1 protein-coding gene is annotated in these 24,131 nt (G+C 55.4%); it reads right to left on the bottom strand.

All coding sequences use genetic code 11. The annotated features are described in order from the left end of the window. Positions 1 to 113: 113 nt before the first annotated feature. Complete coding sequence (locus tag JYB63_RS10385; RefSeq protein WP_205657813.1) at positions 114 to 24,131, bottom strand: LEPR-XLL domain-containing protein; 24,018 nt, start codon at positions 24,129 to 24,131, stop codon at positions 114 to 116.

Here is a 24,131-nt window from a genome sequence, read left to right as displayed (position 1 = left end):
CTAAAAAGCGCATAAACCCCGATAAACAAAAGGCAAAGCGCGGTTACGCTTTGCCTTTGTAGATTACCCTGTGCCACAGGACGAGACCAGTGCTTATGCACCGGCCTGCGTACTTACTCCTGGTCCCAGCCATCCTTATTACGGGGCTGCTTCGAAGACGACTTACCGGCTTTCATCACCGCCCAGCCACTGAAGCCGGCCAGCGCCGCTTCCAGATTAATGCCAGAGGTATTTTCTGCGGTAGTGGCACTGCCAGTATCACCGGCAGCGTCTGCCTGCTCAGCGGCTTCAGACTGCTCTGCTGCTTCAGTTTCAACAGCCTCTGCATCAGCCCCTTCTTCAACGGCTTCACAGAAACCGTCTTCGTTTTCAACACAGGCTTCTGCTTCTTCAGTTGCTTCAGCGCCTTCTGCTTCAGCCCCTTCGCCCTCTGCCGGAATACCCGCAGCGGTCGGTGCTGTCGGCAGCACAATGTCCACGCCCGGTCCTGAACCGGAACTGCCCTGCACCAGTGCCAGCAGTCGGCCCAGTGCTTCCTCGGCACCATTACTGAACTCAGTAACCACCGCAGTACGGCTTCGTGCCACTTCACCCAGAGCAGACTGCTCGAACACCTCTTTTGAGAAGTTACTGATCAGTTCTTCCAGAGAACCACGGATCAAATCCAGTCCGCCCTGTGCCAGGGTCGTAATCGATGTCGCTTCTTCATTCGCTGCATCAGCCGAGAATACGAAACGACCGTATTCGCCCACGAAGACATCTTCAGTGAAACTTGCATAGAAGAAATCGCTGCCGAAATGCCCCTGCAGACGGTCCAGTCCGCTGCCACCGATCAGAACATCATCCCCACCGGTAAACAGGTCGACAGAGTTAAACACTATAGACTCTGAGGTCCGCTCAACCAGGCTGCCGTCACCGCCGATAAGATCATTACCTGCGGCACCGTCGATCCGGTCATTGCCGAAGCCACCCAGGAGGATATCCCGGTCGGAACCACCGGTCAGGGTATCGTTACCGCCAATTGAGGTATTGCCGGTCCGGGCAGTCAGGTAGCGGCCGGCAGTATCACTGCTGATACGGCCGTCATCACCGATTACCACGGTTTCGCCGGAATCATTGGTCACAGTGTCATTGCCGACACCGGCAATCAGCTGATCTTCACCACTGCCCAGGCTGACTGTGTCATTACCGCCAGTAGCATTGGTGGTATCCGTACTGAAGACTTCACTGCGAATACCGTTCAGCAGGTTAACCTGACCGTTGTCACCGATAACCGTATCGTCCCCGGCACCGGTGGTCAGCGTGTCGCCGGCATAACCGCCCAGTACGATATCGTTACCGGCACCGGAATCGATGGTATCCGCATCACCCAGAGACGGATCAGTAGTAAACGCCGCAGTCAGAACACCGCTGGCTGAATAGCTCAGCGTACCGTTGTCGCCAATAATGTTGTCATTGCCGTTACCGGTCGTCACCGTATCTTTACCCACACCGGCAATCACCTGATTGTGACCGCCCGTCAGGGTAATGGTGTCATCACCGCCGGTTGCGTTGGTGGTATCCGTACTGTCGATGCTGGTGACAATGCCATTGGTCCGCTCAATCCGGCCGTTATCACCGATAACCCGGTCATTGCCCGTACCGGCAGTCACTTCATCATTACCGAAACCGGCCAGGATCAGGTTATCGCCATTGCCCGCATCGATAATGTCCCGTGCACCCAGATCATGCTCGGATGTTTCAGCAGACTCCAGAATACCTGTACTGGTATAGCGCAGTGTTCCGTTATCGCCGATAACATTGTCATTACCGTTGCCCGTGGTCACGGTATCCGTACCTACCCCGGCAACGACCTGGTTATTACCACCGGTCAGGGTGATGGTGTCATCACCGCCGGTTGCATTAGTGGTATCCGTACTGTCGATGCTGGTAAGAATGCCATTGGTCAGCTCGACCCGGCCGTTATCGCCGATAACCCAGTCATTACCTGTACCGGCAGTCACTTCATCATTACCGAAACCGGCCAGGATCAGGTTATCGCCGTTACCACCATCAATGATATCCCGCGCACCCAGATCATGTTCCCGGGTCTCAGCAGACTCCAGAATACCGGCTCCGGTATAGGTCAGGATGCCGTTATCACCGATGATGTCATCATTATCACCGGCACCTTTAAGGGTGTCGGTTCCCAGACCGCCGAGAATGCTGTCGTAGCCTTCACCGCCATCAATGGTGTCATCACCGGTAGCATGGGCAGTACCGGTAACAGTGGTAATGACCTGAGCATTATTGCGCAGATCCACATCACCGAAGTCGCCAAGAATAATGTCGTTTCCGGCATTACCCTGTACCTGATCATCACCGGCACCGGCCAAAATGATGTCGCCGCCTTCGTTACCTTCGATCTCATCCCGCTTACCGGTATTGGTATTCAGGCTGGTAACCAGTACGGCATTATTTCCGGACAGGGTCACCTTACCCAGATCACCGATCAGGATGTCGTTATCAGCCACACTCAACGCCGTGTTGCCCACACCGTTGCCACCGTAAAGCTTATCGCTGTCGGCACCGCCGATAACGATGTCATTACCGCCGTTACCGTAAAGGGTATCGGTGCCGCCAACAGCCGCATCCAGAGTCACAATGCTGTCCAGCGTGCTGATATCGGTATCGCCGTCGGTGTAATCCAGCTTACCGCTGTCACCCAGCAGGATGTCATTATCCGCGCCGCCGTCGATCCGGTCCGCGCCAAAGCCACCGATGATAATGTCATTACCGGCATTACCCCGCAGGATGTCATCGCCACCGTTGTCACGGTTAGTATTGGCAATGCTGACAACCGCGCCGGTGGTCAGAATACGGTTGGTACCGCTTACCTGAGTAATCTCACCTTTATCACCGAAGATAATGTCTTTGCCTTCGCCGCCATCAACGGTGTCTTTAGCCGCTGTCAGGGTGTCTGCTGTCTCCAGGTTATCCGTGCTGCTGATTGCTGTATTCACAACACTCAGCACCTGTGTGGACAGGTTCAGGCGGGTCGTGATGTCCAGATTAAACCCGGCATCACCATAAATGTGATCATCGCCGCCCAGGCCTTTAATAATGTCTTCACCGGAACCACCGGCGATGTGATCACCGTGCTCACTGCCGGTCAGAGTATCGTTCCCCTGACCGCCGTAAATCACTACTGAACCGCCAGCACCGCTGGCATCGATAATGTCGTTGCCCGGGGTGGTAAATTCACGGCCTTTATCGGTCTTCTCCAGCGAGGTCGCATTGTAGGACGAACCGTCCTGCACGGAATCACCCAGCAGTACCAGCGCGCCATCTGCGTCACTGCCGGTCACGGTAATGGTGTCATTTCCACCACCGCCGTGAACCACGGTAATCGCACCTTTAGCGGTACCGGTTACCGTAAAGGTATCGTTACCGCTGCCCAGCAGGGTATCAATCACTTCAACGTCACGGTATTCGATGCCCTTACCGGCAGTCATCCCCAGACCGGTGATGCTGTTCGCTGACAGGGCACCGGTATCATTTTCGATACTGCCGTCATTGAAGATATTCAGGGTATCGGTTTGCTGGGTTTCATCCAGGCTGATATTGACGATTGGCAGCTCACCATCGGTTTCTGTCGGCAGCATAACTGCCTTCGCCAGATCGCGGGACTTACCGTCAGGCACGCCCCCTTCAATGATCAGCTTGCCGCGGATATCCGTCAGGGTATGAGGCTGCAACGGCGGGTTCTGTACCGGCTGGCTGTTGGTATCCGGTACATAATCCGGGTTCACCGCCACCGCAATGGTAATTGGCTGGTTCCAGTCACCGTCGGTAATGCCAAAGGTCACGGTATTATCCGCCGCATTGAAACGCGGGTCAGTACTGCTGAACAGGGTTTGTCCGTCATTCAGCAGGCTCACTGTTACCGGCGCAGTAGGCTGTTTACTCAGCACCAGAGTGTAATCATCACCGGCAGTATCGCTCACCAGTGTAGAACCACCACTCTGGGTCACCACGACTGCACCGCTGTCGTTATCCACCACATCAATGCTGATATCTGCAGCCGCCACAGACTTGTATGCAGAGCCCGCCAGGCTGCTGTCAGAGGTCAGGGTAATACCTGCCCGGTAAAGGTTTTCCACCGCGCTGTCATCGGTCGCCAGCACTGTAAAGCTCTGCAGCTTATCCCAGTTGCTGTGATCGAATGTCAGGGTTGCATCGCTGAGGGTCAACTGGCTGCTCAGTCCCACCGGAATCACTTCGTTCAGTGACACGGTAACGGTTTCACCGACCGTCGGCCGGGTTGCCAGACGCACATTAAAGGTTTCCGCAACACCGCCTTCCAGCACCTGCGGATTAACGCCGCTAGTCACGATAATGTCTGCCTGATCGTTATCGTTTACGGTAACTTCAACGTTGTTGATATCCAGACCGTCGAAGTCCGGGTTGTCACTGCGCACGCTGTGGCTGATCACATAGTCACGCTGACCTTCAGCACCGCTGTCGTCCACCGCTTTCACATAGATTGTCTGGGTATCATCCCAGTTGCTGGCTGAATCATAGGTCAGTACCAGCGACTCGTAGAAGTTAATGCCGTCAGTTGAGATCAGCACACTGTCTGCAGCATTCGCCGTGCTGTCTTTGTCACTGGACGATGCCCGTGCCGCTGATACAGTCACATAGGCAACCGTTGCCACGCTTGGCTGCGGCACACTCAGAGACACTTCATAGCTGTCAGTCAGGCCGTCTTCATCCACCAGCATCTGACCGTCAACGGTATCCACAGCAACGGCACCGTTGGACTTGTTAGCCACGTTCAGTGCCACACCGTCCACGAAAATGCCGTTATACGCCGCATCTTCACTCAGGGCGCTGTGGTTAATGAAGCTGCTGCGACCTTCAACCGAGTAAGACACAATTGGCTTGGTCACATCACCGGCAACATTGAAGGTGTCTGATCCCAGACCACCGATCACCGTGGTTTCAACGTCCGGGCTGGTGCTCAGGATATAGAAGGTATCGTTGCCTTCCAGACCGTCCACTTCAGCCTTCTCAACCCCTTCAAAACCGACATTCAGACCGGCACCGAAGATGCCGTTCTCAGTGATCATGAAGTTATCATCCGCTTCGGTACCCAGTACTACAACGGAGTCTGTACCGGCACCACCGTCGATTTTCAGCGGTGAGTTGATGCTGTACTGAATGTCATCCGCACCGGCACCGCCATACAGTTCAACATCACCTCCACCGGCGGTCAGGCTGCTGCCTTTCTTCAGGAAGGCCCGGACAATGAAGCTGTCATCGCCGTCTTCACCGTACAGTTTGGTAATGGCCTTGTTGGAGTACACCTTGATCTGGTCTTTACCGTCACCGCCGTACACCACCATTGGCAGGCTGTTACCCTTACTCAGGAAGCCCAGTGTGGTTTCAGTGGTTTCAATGTCATCACCCAGCGCCACGGTGCCCAGAGACGACTTACGGTCTTCACCGAACAGCTGACCGATCTGGAAGTTATCGTTACCGGCACCGCCATCCAGCGTCGTAATACTGCTGTTGTCATCGCTGAAGAAGCTGTCGTTACCGGCATGACCACTTAGGGTCAGACGGGCATTGATGTTACGGTCATAGTTAACCCGTTCCACCGCATTCACGTAACCGCCGGCACCGTCGGTATGCATCGCAGCAACAAAGTTTGCCCGCAGCAGGAAGGTATCATCCTGCGCAGTACCGTTAATGGTCAGGGTATCAGCACCGTCAGCAGGTGCACCGCTGTCGGTGACATCAATCACGTAGTCCGCGTCATTACCGGTACGGTTGATGATGTAAGTATCAGTTCCGCCTTCACCGTCCAGTACCAGCTGATCAGCACGGCTGTGCAGGGTATTCACGGTCAGGGTATCGTTGCCGGTACCGCCCTTCACGGTGACATCACCGTCAATTTGCTGAACGTCAATCAGTACTTCATCGTTACCCGCGGCCGTATCAATCGTAATGGTCTGGGCCTGCAGGGTACCGTTCAGGGTCACCTTATCGCCGTCACCGTTACCGGTAATGCTGATATTCTGAACCGCCTTCACTGTACCCTGGATCAGAACATCGGCACCCGCCGCATCCTGATTGCCGGTAGAACCGTTATCCACCTGAATGCTGACGTTTGTGGCAGCATCCAGCACGGCACCGCTTTGCAGCGTAAAGCCGTCGCCGGAATCGATGTTAATCGCACCGCCGTTCGAGGTCAGGGTAATGCCGCTGTTGATAACAATGTTGTCATCCGCAGAGTTATCCGCAGAAATCAGATCGATATCACCTGCAGCCGTAATATCCTGGCTGATCACCATCGGGCTCTGGGTTGTCAGGGTCACGCTGCCACCGGCAGTAAAGCCGCTGGTCACACCGCTGACAACACCGCCCACATCCAGCTCACCGGTATTCACAATGTAAGTGCTGCCGGTGGTGGACTGACCCTGAATGTTACCCACCCGGGTAGTCAGAGCATTGGTTGAGGTACCGATATCCTTCGCGGCAAACAGGTAGGTCTTACCGGAAACAACGTTATCATCACCGCTGTTATCGTTCAGAATCCGTCCGGTAGGCGAAGCGATAAAGGCAATGGCTGCCGCACCGGTGGCAACCTGTTTCAGGAACAGGTCGCCCTGGGCTTCAACAATGTGGCTGTTGTTACGGCTGCTGACGGTGAGGTTATCCCCTGCCTGGGAACCAGTATCGATCTCCAGGTCATCCGCAATGGCGCCCACGGTATCAAAACGGGAAATCAGGGTCAGGCTGGCACCCACCACGTCCGCCACTTCCGCAGCGATATCATCCACCGCATCGATAATGGCCAGATGCGCCTGCAGGGTGACATCTCCCTGGGTGGATTCAACATGGTCAACATCCATATTGCCGATGGATTCATTCAGGCCGATATCGTTCCGGGCAGTCGCCGTCAGCAGACCGCCGGTCAGATCGATATCCAGCAGATCACCGGCTTCACCGATACTGCCAGCCAGTGCCGTCAGCACAATGTTCTGCGCCCGGATATTTTCGTAGTCGTGATTCAGGCCATCGACAATGGAACCGCTGACCGCATTCAGATCAACCGTACCGCCACTGGAGTAAATGGTGGCGACGTTCAGATCAGAATTGACCTCGGTAATGTAGATATCCCCACGGGCCCGGGCAGTCAGGGTAGCTGAAGCGCCCAGATCAATGGTCATCCGGTCACTGCTGCTACCGATTGCGCCGGTACCTGCTTCCAGTATCAGGCTGGAAGTGGCGCTGACTGCAGGGCTGCTCGCCGCAGAGGCGTCCACCAGTGATTCTTTACTCTTAACCCGGACATTATCACCGGAGATATTCTTCAGATTCAGGGTCTTCTCTGAGCCCAGATACAGGTCACCACCGGCACGCATATCCAGTGCCTGAGTGGTCAGCACATCAATATCTTCACGCTGATCAATCACTACCCGGGTCAGAGTAGCTGTACGGTAATGGCTGCTATTCAGTGCCACCGCAGAGGAACCGTCCGGCAGCTTCTCCACTTCATCCAGATCAACCACCTGACCGGCCACCCGCTGTACCTGATACAGCTTACCGCCGGCCTCTACAAAACCGTCCTGAGTGACGCCCAGCGCCGCCCAGTTCTGACCATTGGTGTTAATAAGGGTTGCCAGATCCGGGCTGCTGCTGATAGCTGCAACATCCAGCGTCACTGCATTTTCCGGCGTCATAGCCGTGCTGGTAAATATCAGTGTGGTTGCGCTGACAGAGGCGATTTCATAGAAGCTGCCTTCATCGTTGGCATTGGCGCTGGCCCCGGCAATGCGGATCTGCATGCCGGCAACAAAACCGTCATCCACCCAGCTGCCGCTGCTGCGAACCAGAGCGTCACCGCCCGACTGATCAACAACATTCACCGTTACCGTGCTGCGTTCGTTCAGCAGGAAGTACACATCGTTCCGTTCTGCGGCTGCCAGATTCACCCGCTCTTCAGCGGTATAGCTGCCATCCAGTTCGATTTCCACGCTGCCATTTGCCGAACCGATATCCTGCGCCGTAGTGACGGTAATCGTACCGGAGGCATCTATGTTGGCATCTTCAATGCTGGCCTGAGTGTTGGTCACAGGCTTCAGCAGGCTGCCACTGATCAGGTTCAGCAGTTCGCTTTCAGTCCAGGTGTGTACGCTGGCGGTCAGATCAGTTCTTTCCTGATCCGTCAGGGTATAGGTGTAATCATCCTGGAAAGTACCGGCACCGTATTGCTGGTGCAATGCATGGTACTCCGCAGTACGTTTGTTATTCAGGGTCTGAATTGCATTATCTACGAAGGTCGTCAGGGCAGTGCCCGTCAGGCCATCTTCAGTGCCCTGTGTTTCATAAACAGTGCGGTAGTAAGCTTCTTCATTCGCAGACAACTCAGGCGTCTGGCTGGCATCATAATCGCCCTGGAACTCGCCGTTACGGATCGCCCAGTATTGGCTATATTCACGCTCACGGGCATTGGTATAGCTGTCCAGCACATCATCCAGCTTATCCTGAGCTGCGGTGCTGCCGGTGATCAGACCCATGTCCTGCCACAGGCCGGTGCTCAGTTCCGCATAAGTACGCTCATCACGGACGGCACTGCTGTTGGCATCAATCAGCGAACCGTGAGCAACGGTTACCGTCACGTCACCGGCGCTGGTGTTAATTTCTTTAAGGCGCAGATTACCGTCGGACTCACTGACAAAGACATCATTCACCGCGCTGATCGCCACGTAATCTTTGTTATCCACACCGCTGTCGACAGCCAGCGCCTGAGAGGCACTGCCCACATGGGCTTCAGAGCTGATATTAATAATACCGCCACGGACCACACCACTGGTGCCGGACGCCGCTTCAATACCGCCCACCGCGGACAGGAAGACCTTACCGCCGGTATCCTGTCCCAGATCACGGGCAGAAGCTGAAGTGATATCTTTCACCACCAGCGGACCATCCGTTTCGGTCAGGTTGATCAGGCCACCCTGGGTACGGGCTTCAATGCTGGCACCGCTGACATTGCTCAGGTTTGTGCGCAGAGCCGTTGAGGCCGCATCATAGCTGCCATCCGCATTGATGGCCGGTGCATAACCGATCTGGCCGGCATTCAGGTAGATGTTCTTACCGCCCACCTTGCTGAAGCTTGTGCCATAAATCGCCGCATTGGTCACAATCCGGGTGGTACCGTTGGTGTTACTGATATTGCCCTGAACAATGACATCGCCGCCATTATTGGAGGTCACATTCACCGCCCCGGCATCCTTACCGGTAAACTTAATGTCGATACCGTAATCAGCTTTCACCGAGTGGATCGACACATCACGCACTTTGGACTCTTCCACAAACTGTGCGTAGTAGGTTTTCTTGCCGTACCAGGTACTGGTGGTCCACTTCTTAACCAGCGATTTTTCGCTGTTCAGCACAGTGTGTTCAGTATCGTAAATGTACGCATCAGAAGCAGATGCCGGTACATATTCAAAATACGCACCTTCACCCCGCAGGGCCGGTGTACCGATCTTCTCCGCCGGGCCGTCAAAGTTAACGGTGTCCGGGTCACTGGCAAAGGCATCAATGCCTAACCAGGCAGACGTACCCTTGGTGGTATAACGGCGTTCAAAGCTCTCCTGACCCATGGCCCAGGAATAACGCCAGCCCGCTTTAGGGTCATAGGTCATATTATTACTGCCGGCAGTGGTGCTGCTGTCGGTAATAATACGCACACCATTTTCGTCTTTCTTATAAATGGTTTCCTGCGGATTCGCGCTGGTGCCCTTCGCTTTATCACGAATGATCAGGGTACCTTCACCGCGCTGGGACGCATCCAGCCCCAGGATTTTCACATCCAGGCTGGTGTTGTTCACCACATTGATCTCACCATAGCCGCCTAACAATTCGATCTGGGAATTGTTATTGGTGTTCAGAATATGGCCTTCCAGCTTGATGTAGCCACCGGTAACACGCATATCACCGACCACAATCTGGTCATTGGCTACGTCGTAGAAAACAGAGAAGTCTTCGTTACCGGTATCCAGACGCACCAGCCCGGACGCGCCAGAGGCACGCAGGCCGGCAATGGTGTTTTCCATCGCCGCATCAATGGTCAGGGTGAAGGTTTCTTTACCGCTCTGGATCTTACCGTTGATGTTGATGTACTCAGCATCAATGGAAATATTATCGGCATAGATACTCGGCCCGGTTACCGTACGGTTCACCTGATTGTTAACAACCGTCGAGCTGGCTTCACCCAGACCGTTATTACCAATGGCCGCATTCCACTTGGCGTATTCAGCGCCGTCGGCAGAGTACGTTGACCCCGGCGGCAGGCTGACCACCAGTGTTCCCTTAGTGGCAATGGTCTGATCCTTAACATCAATGTTGGCCTGAATGTTGATATTACCCTGCCCCAGCACATCCGTGCCGCCAACAGGGGTCGTACCACTCAGGCTCTTAATGGTCAGGTCACCGGAGCGGTTGGTGATATCACCGTTTACCGTAATCGACGGCCAGGTCAGTGTCGGCGCGCTGCCCGGGAAGCGAATCGCGGCTTCAGCCTGTGCCAGTGCCAAATCCACATCATTAACAATCGTAATACTCGGATCAGCACCGGAAGCGGTTCCCTGACGTTCACCGTTCAGGTAAGTGCCGCCGTTTTCCTGTGGAATGGTAATCTTATTCACCACCAGCGAAGCGGTGGTGTGGTTAGTAATATTAACCGAAGCATCACCCGGCGCGGTTACCGTACCCTGGTTGGTAAAGGTGTCGGAACGGACGTCTACCCGGCCCGCTTCCGCATAAATATCATTTACGGTAATTACCGGCGTGAACACCTGATTCTGAACAAACACACCCGGGCGCACTTCTTCCAGCAGGCCTTCAGCTTTCAGCAGCTGCTGTAAGCGGCTGATTTCAGATTTGTAGAAAGCCTCGATATCGCTGTCAGTGGCTTTACCGTCATTGAAGATATTTAACTGGTCTTCAGCGTTCTGCAGATCATCAAACAGGCTGGAGTTCAGAGCAGAAACCGTTGTGCTGAAGGTCACACCGTCAGTCGCGGTATAGCTGTCCACCGCACCGGCGTTAGTCAGGCTGTCAAAGACGATGGACTGATTACGGCGAATACCGGTTTCCAGGGTACCTTTATTCAGAACAGTACCGGTTGCACCGCTGGTGACATCGCCGCCCAGATCCGCCGTACCGCCCAGCGCAGACGCCCAGTTAACTGTCTTAGTCTGAGCATCCATGTCCGCAAAGCCGAAACGTTCCGCATGCAGGTTCATCTGCCGGGCGGTTTTAACATGGGCACCGGTTTCTACAGTAATGGTATTGGTCTGCTTCAGGTTCGCCTTGGCCGTCGCCGCTTCAATTGGAATGGCACTGGCCGCAAAGCTGTCCAGTAAGGCATGAACCTTGTAATCATCCCGGTTAAAGTTGGTATCAGTACCGGCAGAAATATTCATATTGCCGATGGCTGTGAGTGTGGCATTCTGATCGATCAGCACCACATTTTCCGGGGTGATATCCACATCCGTAGTACCCACGGCAACCGTCACCAGACCGCCGGAATCGGTCTGTACTTCACCGACAATATTACCGGTTCCCCGGGCAGCCAGCTGGATATCACCGGAACTGGTCAGCGTGGCAGCATTACCGATACGTACCTTGGCCAGGTTCTCGGAATCCTTAATTTTCACGGTGGCAACCGTCACACCCAGTGCACCGGCTGCATTCAGGCCAACCTTGTCATGAATCTGCAGATCATTCAGTGCATTCAGGGCAATGCCGTCGGTCGCTGTTGCACTGTCGGCGGTCAGGGTGGCGTTATTGGCAACATCCACCTGGGTATTGAAATCAATCGTGGTGATACTGGTCGCACCGGCACCGCCAGCCAGACCGGCACCCACCGCCCGGATATTACCGCCGTCCGGCTTCTGTTCTTTCTTCGCCCGGTTAATGGCATCGGCGTTAATATCTTTGGCGCGGATAACCACATCATCAGCGGAAGACTGGTTATCCCCAAGGGCCACCAGTACGTCTGACGTAATATTGTGTTTAACTTCACCACCGGCACCGGATAAAAAACCACCTGCGGCAGCAATTAACTGGGAATCAAACTTAGCAATATGCTCGGCTTTGGCATCGAAAACACCGCTGCCTCCCAGCACACCCAGGGTAATATCACTTTCATCCGTGACGGTTACCTTAGTTGACCCCTTACTGGTTGTGTTTGCCGCCGCACCGGCGCCGGCCAGAACACCACCACTGCCGGCAACCGCTTTGGCATAATTATCATCATTACCAAGCGCTGCCAGTGTCAGGTTATGGCCATTAAAGGTTACCTTGGCGAAATCCACCGTGGTATTGATATAAGTTTCCAGATCCGCCAGCACCACACCGGCAGCAATCAGACCCAATGAAGTCCCGTAGGCTTCGGTACGCTGCTTGGAATTCGACTGAGCTTTAACCGTTGCATTACCGGTAACCGTCAGTGAAGAGTTCCGCACTTCAGCATTGATATTGCCGTTAACCTTACTGTCCACATCCACACCGGCGCCAGCCAGGCCAACCCCCAGTGCAACCGCCGTGGCAACACCGGTAGTGGTGACATCATCATTGGCATCCGCCTCAACCGTCAGGGCACCGTTGCTGGTGATGGTTGAGTTACGGATATCGCTGTCCATGTTGATATCGACCAGGTTGCTGATCTTGGACACCGCAATCGACGCGGTAAAACCGATCGGCGCAAAGCTGGCAGACAGAGAAGCCGCACCGGCCGTCGCCTTGATAACCGACTTGCTGTAAGCCTTAACCGCAATGCCCGCTGCAGTTATCTGAGTACTGTTCGCAATGTAGCTGTCGACATCGCCGTAAACTTTGTTGTTCACGCTGACACCTGAACCGGACAGGCTCAGACCACCGGCACCGGCCGCAATGGCCATGCTGCCCGCACCAACGCCGGCAGTGATGTTCATGGTGGATCTGGCATCAGTCGTCAGTGTGCCGGAAGAATAAATCTCACTGTTATCCACATAGCTACGGACAATCAGCCGGTCACCACTGGTACCGATGTTGTTATAGGCAAATGCGGCCCCCACAGAGATACCCACACCGCCACCGGCACCGCCGCCTACTGCGGCAGATACTGCTGCGACAGTCGCCTCTGCCGAAGACGTGTTGCTAGCCTTAACATCCACCTGGCCAACTGTGCTGGCACTGGTACCCAGGGTACTGCTGTTAATATACGCCGCGGCTGTTCCGGTAATTTCGTTATTGGCCTCAGCACCGGCACCGCTCAGGCTGATGCCACCACCGGCACCGCCGGCTGCTGCGACAGATGCCGCAACAGAAACCGCTTTTACCGTATTATCTGTCGCCGCATTCAGGCTCACAGCACCACTGCTGATCTGACTAACCTGATTAATATAAGCGCGGGTATCGTTATCCACCGTGTTCCGCGCCAGCGAAACACCGACACTGCCGGAAATACCACCACCGGCACCAAAGCCCGCAGCCAGGGATGCAGCACCGGCATCTGCAGTAATCTTGGACGTATTCGAACTGCTCAGGGTAATGCTGGCGGCGCTGACTGCTTTCGAGCTGTCACCGCTGTTATCCAGATAGGTATCAACATCACCGTAGATCTTATTGGTCGCATTCACCCCGGAACCCGACAGGGAAATACCGCCACCGGCACCGCCGGTACCGGCCATCGCACCGGCACCCACACCGGTATCAATGGTCATGTTATTGGTGGCAGTCAGCTTCAGGTCACCGGTAGTGGTGACACCGCTGTCTTTCACAAAGGCCCGGGTTGCCGTCCGGTTGGAGCTGCTGCCAATGGTGTTACTGGCAAATGCCGCACCCAGCGCGATACCGATACCGCCACCGGCACCGCCGGCAACTGAAAGGGAGGCTGAAGCTACGGTTGAATCAATGGTCGACGTATTCGATGCGCCAGCCTCAACCTTCGCCGCTGAATTAATCTGGCTGGATTCAATATACGCATCCGTATTGCCATAAATCTCATTAGTGGCTTTCGCACCGGCACCGCTGATGCTGAATCCGCCACCGGCACCGCCGGCAATGGAAGACGTCGCCGCAAAGGCCGTTGCTTTAATCGTATTATTGGACGTCGCCGTCAGGGTCAGATTGCCATTGCTGTTGTAGGAAGACAGGCCTTTCAGATAGGCGCTGGTATCCACATCAACGGTATTAGCCGCCAGGGAAACGCCCACACTGATGGATACACCGCCACCGGCACCGCCGGCCAGCGCCAGGGATACTGATCCGGCAGTCGCTGTAATCTTGGATGTATTATTGCTGGTAACGCTCAGGCTACCCACTGACAGTACTTTGGCAGAGGCACCGGAATTATCCACATAGCTGCGGATGTCACCGTATACCTTGTTAGTTGTGCTCACTCCGGAACCGGCACCGGCACCGCCGCCACCTGCACCGCCGGCAACCCCCAGGCTGCCTGCGCCAACGCCTGCTTCAATGGTCATGTTGCCGGTTGCATTCAGGCTCGCGACACCGCTGGCGGTGATGGCCGTATTTTTCAGATATGCCTGTACTTTCAGACGGTTTGAAGATGTACCCAGATTATTCTGGGCAACCGCCGCACCGATGGCACCGCTGATGCCACCACCCGCACCGCCGGAGCCACCAATGGCTACACCGGTAATGGTCGCTTTAATCTTCGACGTATTCTCAGCATCCAGCGCCACATCGCCGGCCGATACCACGGTGCTGCCATCCATATAGGCTGCAGTTTCACCGCTGATGGTGTTATTCGCATCAGCACCTGCACCGGCAAGACTCAGGCCGCCGCCGGCACCACCGGATACCGCCAGTGTTGCTGCAACGGATATCGCTTCAATGGTGTTATTGGCAGTAGCATCCAGGGCAATTTTGCCTGTGCCAGTCCCCACATTATCCGCATTACGGATGTAGGCCCGGGTATTGTTATCCAGTTCATTCTTCGCCAGCGCCACCCCGATGGTCACTGATACGCCGCCACCGGCACCGAAGCTGGCACCGATAGATGCAGAACCGGCGTTGCTGGTGATGCTGGAGGTATTCGTCGCCGTCAGCGTCAGGCTGGCAGCCCGGACGGATTTATTCACATTGCCGGTGTTATCGATGAAGCTGTCCACATCGGTGAACATTTTATTCACGGCCTGTACGCCGGAACCGGCAAGACTTGCGCCACCACCGGCACCGCCGCTGAGCGCCATTCCCCCGGCGCCTACGCCGGCGGTAATGGTCATATTGCCATTAGCCATCAGGCTCACCGCACCGCTTGCGTTCACCGTGCTGTTACTGATGTAGGCCTGAACCCGTGCCCGGTCACCTGAAGTACCCACTTTATTGGTCGTGGTCGCAGCACCAATGGACAAACCGATACCGCCGGATGAACCACCCGCGCCGGATACCGTAACGGCAGCCGTGGTCGCGGTGATTTTAGACGTATTCGCAGCATCCGCGCTGATCACACCGGCGGTAATAACATTTGTCCCGCTCAGGTAGGCAACCGTATCCCCGGTGATTTCGTTGGTCGCATCAGCGCCCGCCCCGGTGAGGCTGATACCGCCACCGGAATTCAGCGAGACACCGACAGAGGCAGCAACAGAAGTCGCCTTAATCGTATTGTTACCGGTGGCATTCAGATCCAGCGTGCCGGTACCCAGCTCAGGAGCCGCGTTATTCACATAGGCAGCGGTATCGGAATCGATGGTGTTTTTCGCCAGGGCAACCGATAAGGTCGCCGCAACAGAGCCGGTGGTACCGAAGCCGATTGCCAGAGACGCCGAACCGGCTTCAGCGGTAATCTTGGATGTATTAGTAGCCGTCAGCGTCAGCGAAGCCGCTTTGAACGTCAGCGTCGGATCGTTTGTGTTATCCACAAAACTGTTCACACTGGCGTAAATGTCATTGGTGGTATTCACACCGGATCCGGAGCCGGCAAAACCGCCACTGCTGCTGCCACCGGCAATCGCCATGCTGCCGGCACCCACACCGGCTTCTACGGTCAGGTTACCGGTCGCCTGAACAGTGACTGCACCGCTGGTATCCACCAGGGTGTTCTTCAGTGCAGCATTGACCGTCAGGCGATTCGATGCACTGCCGCCAATTTTGTTATCTGCCAGTGCGGCACCGATGGAAATACCCAGCCCGCCACTGCTGCCAATGCCCACAGACGTAGCCACGGCCGCGACTGTTGATTTCACGGTTGAGGTATTCGTCGCAGTGACACCCAGTGCACCGGAGCTGCGCACCTGCGCATTATTCATCAGTGCTTCTGTGCTGCCCTTAACGGTGTTACTGGCATGGGCACCGGCACCGCTCAACGCAACACCGGCAGATCCGCTGCTGAAGCCCAGCGCCAGAGACGCCGCCACAGAGGTTGCTGTAATCGTTGCCTGAGAATCCGCCAGCAGGGTAACGTTGCCAATGGAACGGGTTGCCGATCCCAACGCAGCGCTGTCCACCAGCGCCTGTGTATTCGTGGTGATATCATTTTCCGCCAGCGATACACCGATGCTCAGGGTGCCACCGGTCGAGGTCGCAGAATAACTGCCGGAAATCGCTGCGCCCACCACGGTTGAAGTAATGGTGGAGCGGTCTTTAGCCTGTACATTCAGGGAATCCGCCAGAATGGATTTACCTGTCACGTTCGCCGTAATACCGGACGTAATATCAACTGTCACAGTATTCTTGGTGCTGGCCCCGACACCGGTCAGCGCACCGGCCGTACCGGCCTCGGACTTGGCAATACCAACCGCAGCCGCAACCACTGCGGACGTGATATTCTGAGTGCTTTGCGCCCTTGTATCCACCGCGCCGCTGATGTCTACATCAGAGTTATTAATCAGTGCACGAACGGCATTTGCGTTACCGCTATCACCGCCAACCTTATTTTCTGCCAGCGCTACCCCGATGCCACCGGAAATTCCGGTGCCGGTGGTTGAACCTGCATAGGCCACGCTCGGCGCAACTACCGTGGCAGTAATGTTGCCGCTGGCGGTTGCATTCAGGTAAGTACCGGTAGCTGCAGAGGATTTCGCATTGGCAGTGCTGGTCTGGTTAACAGTGGAGCCGTCAATCAGCGCTTCCGTATCGCCATACACTTCGTTGGTAATATCAGCACCGGCACCGCTCAGGCTCACGGTGGTTGTTGAACCACTTTGTAAACCAACTGAAGCCGCAACCACCACACCAACAATATCGGTGTTATTGCTGGCATTCACATCCAGACGGGCTTCCGCCAGATCATGGGTCGGCAGCGTAATGGTACTGTTATTGGCGATCTTGGCCCGGGTATTCATCCGCACCAGATTCTTGCCGATTGCCGCACCAACGGCCACGCCAACCTTGGTATCAAAGTCAGGAGTTGTCTCTTTGCTGATCCCCGCGCCCAGTGCGACGGAAATAATGTCGGCATCACCGGTCGCCTGATGGCGGATCTTACCGGTCTGTGAGGTCAGGCTGGTATTACTGATCAGGGCGTTAATGTTGCTGTTGATGTTATTTTCAGCATAGGTCACACCCACCGCGCCATTGCCCGCATAAGCAACACCCAGTGCGACCGCATAAATTTCTGACTCATCGGTGGCATCAATCTTAACCGCCAGCCCGTCACCGTCTTTACCGGATACGATCAGGCTGTTGATGTCATTCAGATAGGCATCTACATTCGCGGTAACATTGTTAATGGAAACGTTACCGGCCAGGGCAATACTGCTGCTGGCACCGACAGAGGTTTCCGCCAGACTGGACAGGGCCGCCGAAATAGACGTGGTGATTACCGTGCTCTTGTTCTTCGCATCAACTACCAGCTCCTGCAACGTAAAAGTAGTGACATCAGATGCGCCGGCACTGACGTTAAAGGTTGCGTCATTGCGCAGGCCAATACCGGCTGCGGCCAGTGAAAACTTCTGCGCAGAGGACTGGGCAAACGCAATCGGGAACGCGTAAACGCCGCTGTTTTCATGGGCCCGCAGGGTCAGCTTATCCGCATCAAACTGGCTGTAGCTCAGCAGGCCGGATTTAACCGTGCTGTTCACCTTATTGAAAATAAACGCACCGGATACACTGATACCGTAAGAACTGTTCTCTACCGGAGGCTCTTCACCACCGGACGGCGCAACTTTACCGGTCGCCCAGGAAGCACTCACAGCGGTACCGATAATGAAACCGTCACTGGCGGCTTCAACTCGGGCATCACCGTCAACCGTGATGCTGCCTGCCGGGGTAACACTGTCACCTTCAGTTCCCACCAGCGCCTTACTGACCTTGGTGATGTCATTCACCGCAGAGGATGCACCGACACCAATAGCACCGCCGGCAGCACTGGCACCGGCAGCCACAATCAGATCCGCACGGTTATCCGCAGTAACCGTTAAGCGTTCCACCGTACCCGGGCTCGCCAGCCGGGAACCGATGTCCGCCGTTACACCGGACTCGACCTGGGCAATGGAGGTTGTATCCATGGTGGTCTGCATATACAGACCGGAAATGCCCAGCGTGCCGTTACCGGAGCCGGAGGAATAACCTGAATTAATCGCAAAGGCATGGGTATCCGCATTCACCGACAGTTTGTCGGCATAAATCTTCGCGCCGTTTTCGATGATCGCTTTACTGCTGGTCGTCACCTTATTCAGGTATACACTGGCGCCGACACCGTTCAGGCTGTCTGCGGAACCGTTAAACTGGTAATACTGTTTCAGCAGTGGATAGGTCGATGAAGTAGCGGTCTTATTGCCCACCCAGTCAACGGACTTATTCACCGTATCCGCATTCAGGCTCAGGCTGCGGTCGCCCACCGTCAGCGGATTTGCCAGCAGGGTCGCTGCTTCAGCAAAGGCTTTGGCTTCGGTTGTGCTGTCGAAACTGTTTGCCAGCGCAGTTCGCTGGTTAATCTGCACATTACCTTTCACCCGGGCATCTGCGGTCTGGGTTGAATCCATCAGCGAGAAGTTCAGCGACAGGGAAACCTTGGCACCGGCTGCCGTGGATTTAATCGAGTTATCCAGCAGGTAGATGTCTGAATCGCCGCCCAGTAACTGGCTTGGCAAACTGGTGAACTGATCCCCCAGTAACTCCCAGTTATTGCCATCACTGAAGTCGGTGCTGTCCAGCCGCATGGTGGTGGTATCTGCCCCCAAATACTTATACACAGCACCGAACAGGCCGATCTCCGGCCGTTCAGCGGCCTGCGACTGCTGCCAGCTATAGTTGCTGTCATCAAAACGGATCAGGTCACCGGTTTTAAGAGTGTAATCGGTATTAATCTGATTCGAACTGATCAGCGCAGGCTTCACGTATTTAAAGGTGGTATCAGTACTGATCAGGCCGGTCAGGTTTTCTGCTTTGGCATCCACACTGATTTTACCCAGCGCGTCTATCTGGGTATTGCCCTGCATAACCGCCTGAGCATCGTTATTCAGGCTGGCAATAGCAACTGAAACTGCAGCCCCGAAAGGCACCTGCTGGAAGCCGGTACCATCTGTGCCGGTACCGGCTGCACCGGCAACACCTTTCAGCTGTGACGGCGTACTTGAAACCGACTCAACAGAGGTCAGTAAACGGCTGTCCGCGCTGGCGGTATGGGTAAGCGTGCCGCCAATCTGGAGGTCTGTCGCCGCACTGCTGCTGCCAATATAGGATTTAACCCGGTTCACATCATCGGCATACAGCACGGCAATACCGGCGGTAAACTTGGTCGGCGCCAGACGGTTTTTCGCTTTCAGAATAGTGTTAAGCACCGGCAGGGAGCCGACAGCAGTACCCGCGGCTTTTTGCCGGTACTGATCTTTATACTTATCCAGCACACCCAGGGTACGGTCTACCACTGCATGGGCCAGAGTGCCCCAGTCGCCATCGATCCGGCCCTGAGTCTGGGACGCATCCACGGTAACATTGCCCTGAATCAGCGCGTCGCCGGACAGGGTTGCAACAGTATCCGAGCGTTCAATATGTACCGCAACACTGGCCGCCAGCTTACCGTCTTCACGGGCATCACTTTCCGCGCCCACATAGCTGTAATCGAAGCTGCTGGCCTGAACATTCACGTTGCCGCCGGCAACAATGTTCGCATTACCGGAAACATTCGTGGTGGTTGTGGAGTCCAGCAGACCTACCGCCACACTGGCCGCAAAGCCGCCAATGCCGCCGCCAATACCGAACAGCGGTGCCGCAACCACCCGCAGATAGTTATCACTCTGGCTGCTGATATCCACATTGCCGGCTGCCAGAATAGTACCGTCCATCTGCACATCGGCGGTGGACTTCAGGCTGCCGATGGCCACAGACAGCGCGATAGAAATCGGTTCAGAGACCACCCGGGCGATTGAACGGGCCTTGATAGTAACGTTGTCCCCTTCAATCACGGCGCCGGACGCCACGGTGATCTTGGTATCTACCTCAGACTGTGAGTAACCGGAAAACAGGCTCTGCTGCTCAAGGTCATTTTTGATGTTGCCAAAGTCGACACTCAGATCCAACTGACCACCGCCGCTGGATACCGTAATATCCGGGTTAGATTCAGCACGGGCCTGAATATCAATGTCTTTACCCTGAATGGTCGCCGCATTAATGGTGACCGTCGCACTGACCTTGTCGTAGTTATAAAAACCCAGACCGGTAATTTCGTTGCGGGAATCCGACGCATACAGGGTGATATCACCACTGTTTGCCAGGCTGTTACCCTGGGCAGACACGGTTACCCCGTTGGCAACCACGATATGCCGGGAGTTCAGGGTAATATCCCCCGCAGTGCCGCTGGCGTCATCGGTTTTCAGGTCAGCATTGACGTTAATGGTGCCGCTGCCGGTGCGGAATTCAACTGACTGACCGGTAAGCAGAACGTTATTGCTGATGGTCAGATTACCGCTGGCCTCGCTGACCAGGGTGTAGTTATTGCCGGTCACATTTGCCCAGCTAAAGTCGCCGGTACTGAACACACCGGTGCCGCCGTAAAACACCAGATCATTGCCCGTGGCGGCATCCTGCACGGTTACATCAACCGCCTGGGTCCGGTTATTAATATCGATGCGCAGTTCGTTAGTGCCGGTACCGCCTTTCAGTGCCGCCGTGGTATTTGCAGCATCCAGCACCTGAGTCAGGCTGGCAGCGCTGCCATCCAGTGCAGTTGCACCGGTAGCCGCGGTTAACTCAGCGGCTTCAACACCGGTCAGGGTCACAGATGTATCGGTCTGACCAGTGCCTTTCCAGGTCAGGGAACTGTCCTGCAGTACAAGTTCGGTATAGCTGGCAGTGGTATCTGCGGCAACCGTGTCAGTGCCGGTACCGCCGCTAACGGAAATATCGCCAAGACCAATGCTGAAACGGTCTTTGCCTTTAGAACCGACATAAGTGTCGTTACCGCCATTACCTTTCTGGCTGGTCAGCTGTACCGAGGCCAGCAGACTCAGGCTCAGGCCGCTGATGACCGAGCCAGTCACACTGCCCGGCGTCAGCCCCAGCACCGTCAGGATGCTCTGATCCGTACCGGCAACCGTCAGGTTATTCAGCCCGGTTAAATCAACCGCACCGTTCTGCTGGTTAAAGCTGGCGGTAAGTGCACCGCTGGTACGGGTATCTGCCGCATTGATCAGCGCTAGTAACTCATCCAGAGTGGAGGCGGCCGTGGCATCCACATCAATGACCGTATCGTTACCGTCATCCAGCGTGAAGCGCAGGGTATGTTCTGTCAGCGCATCCCAGCCAGTAATATTTTTAAGCTCTGTGGTGGATGAGACACCGTGGAAAGCGCTGGCATCAAAGGTGTCATTCAGGTCTGCACCAATCAGATCAGCAGACTCAATCCCCTGCAGTGTAATCAGGGCGCTGTTAATGGCTAACTGATGGTTTGCCAGAGTAAAGCTGTGGGCAGTACCGGTCTGACTGCTCAGGTCAGCAACCAGAGTGTCATCACCGCTGCCGGCATCCACCTGATCGTTACTGTTACCGTTGACATAGATCGTGTCATCACCGGCACCGGAAGAAATAACGTTAGTACCCTGTGCCCCTTTAATGACATCGCTGCCACCAAATGTGGTGATGCTGGCATGACCGGCAAAGGCACTCAGGTCGACCTTATCGGCGGTGGCGCTGCCGGATACTGAAATGGTATCGGCGGCGGAAAAGCCAATAAGGGTATCCGAAATCGCAGCGCCGGCCTGGGCAATGGCGGCGGTCACACCGTTACTGGCAGACAGGGTTGTCGCCACCGCCTGCCCCGCGTACAGGCCATTGAAATCAATCTGCCACTGGCTGCCACTCTGGGCAATGCTCAGCTGGCCGTAATTCAGGTTCAGGGCTTTTTCGATGGCCCGGGTAATATCCCGGCCAGTGCTGCCCCAGGCAATTTCATCGGTGGTATGGGTGCCGCTGGCATCGGTGATAGTCAGCACGAAGCCACTGCCGGAGGTTACCGTAGGAATATCCAGCGTCCACTGTTCGGTGGTGCCCTGTGCCAGATCCAGTGCATGGTTAGCACCGGAAACGCTGATATTCGCGCGGCCGGTAAAGTTTTCGCTCAGGGTATCAGCCCCGGCGCCGGCAGTAATCGTATCCGCACCGCCGTTACCGGTCAGGGTATCGCCGTGATCAGACGCATACAGGGTATCCGCCAGATCAGTACCTTCCAGCGTGATGCTGTAGGCATCTGCGCCACGGGCATCCAGGGTTTTACCGGTGGTATCACCACTCTCAGTAAGAGCCCGCAGGTAGACACTTTCAACCCCTGTGAGGGTATCTTCACCGTCAGTGCCAACCCGCAGCTTGTTGGTCGTCAGGCGGAAATCTGCCGCCCGTACCTCAATCACTTCGTCAGTACCGGCACCGCCGGTCAGCTGGTCTGTCCCCAGCCCACCAATCAGAACGTCATCGCCGCTGCCTGCCAGCAGGGTATCATCACCGGCACCACCATCCAGATGAACTGAGACATCCGCCGCCGCGAAGTCGAAATAGTTATCCCCGCTGCCCCCCTGAGCCGCCAGTAAATCAACATTCTTGGCGACCATCGTCTGGCCGTCAGCAGTAAAAGCTGAGCCGTCCCAGCTGCCGCGGGCATAGGTAAAGTCAGAACCGGCTTTATCCACAGACACCTGCAGATCTTCACCAGCCGTACCGGCTTCCCGGTACATGACTGAGTCAAAACCGCTGTTACCGTCAACGGTATCACCCAGGCCAGCCACGAAAAGGTTATTGTTGGTATCACCGGTTAAGGTATCCGCCTGTGCGGAACCGATCACCACATTCACACCGGTTACAGCGTCGAATCCGGTGGCGGTTTCAGCATCCAGATCAACGGTTACCCCGCTGCCGTACTGGGAATAATCCAGATAATCGGTACCGCTGCCGCCCAGGGTATCGAAGCCACTGAACTCAACGGAGGTGGTGGTTTTATCCTGCAGAATACTGCCGGCAACATTCTCCAGTGTGCTGAGAATGCCATTACCGTCAGCATTGATCTGCCAGTTATAACTGTTATTAATGGCGGAAAGGGTATGGTTGGAATTGGAGCTGTTCGTCGCACTCAGCTTTTCAGTATTGAGGAATTCGACGATGCCATTGGTGCCCATTCCACCGGAGTTATTACCGCTGATCTGCCAGTCACTGGTAGTAACGGTACTACCGGCTTTCACTTCATCGCTGCCGCCCTGGCCGTCGAACTGAACCACGAAAGGCCGCTCACCCAGATCAAGGAAAGACTTATCCACCGTCAGGGTGTCATTACCGGAAGAGCCGGTAATTGTAATCACACTGTTGGCGGCAATGTCTGCAATCTTACGTTCGCCCAGTACAGCACCGTTACCGCCGGCACTGCTGTCGATCAGCTGGATAAACTGCTCAGAGGCAGCATTGCTGACCACCTGCAGAGTTACGTCAGAGGAAGCTGCCAGCGCCGCCAGCGGGTCCGCAGATAACAATAAACGGGGTTCAAGCTGCTCCAGCTTGAAGGTGTTCATCTGTTCAGAGGCCGAAGGGCGTAACGCCTTCGACATTTCGTTAAACAGCTTATTCAACCGAGGAGTACGACCCGTATCCGGCTTATCCTGCTTTCCGGCGTTACGGTTTTTTCTGTCGTTCTGGTTATAAGTAGCCAT

It is taken from the genome of Aliamphritea spongicola (assembly GCF_017051665.1).
Classification (GTDB): domain Bacteria; phylum Pseudomonadota; class Gammaproteobacteria; order Pseudomonadales; family Balneatricaceae; genus Amphritea; species Amphritea spongicola.
Note: the sequence above shows the minus strand (reverse complement) of the source record. Positions and strands in the feature narration are given on the sequence as shown.

What these genes read in the sequence shown, in the direction of transcription:
- JYB63_RS10385 (WP_205657813.1), bottom strand. Translation starts at nt 24,131, where the DNA reads ATGGCTACTTATAACCAGAACGACAGAAAAAACCGTAACGCCGGAAAG.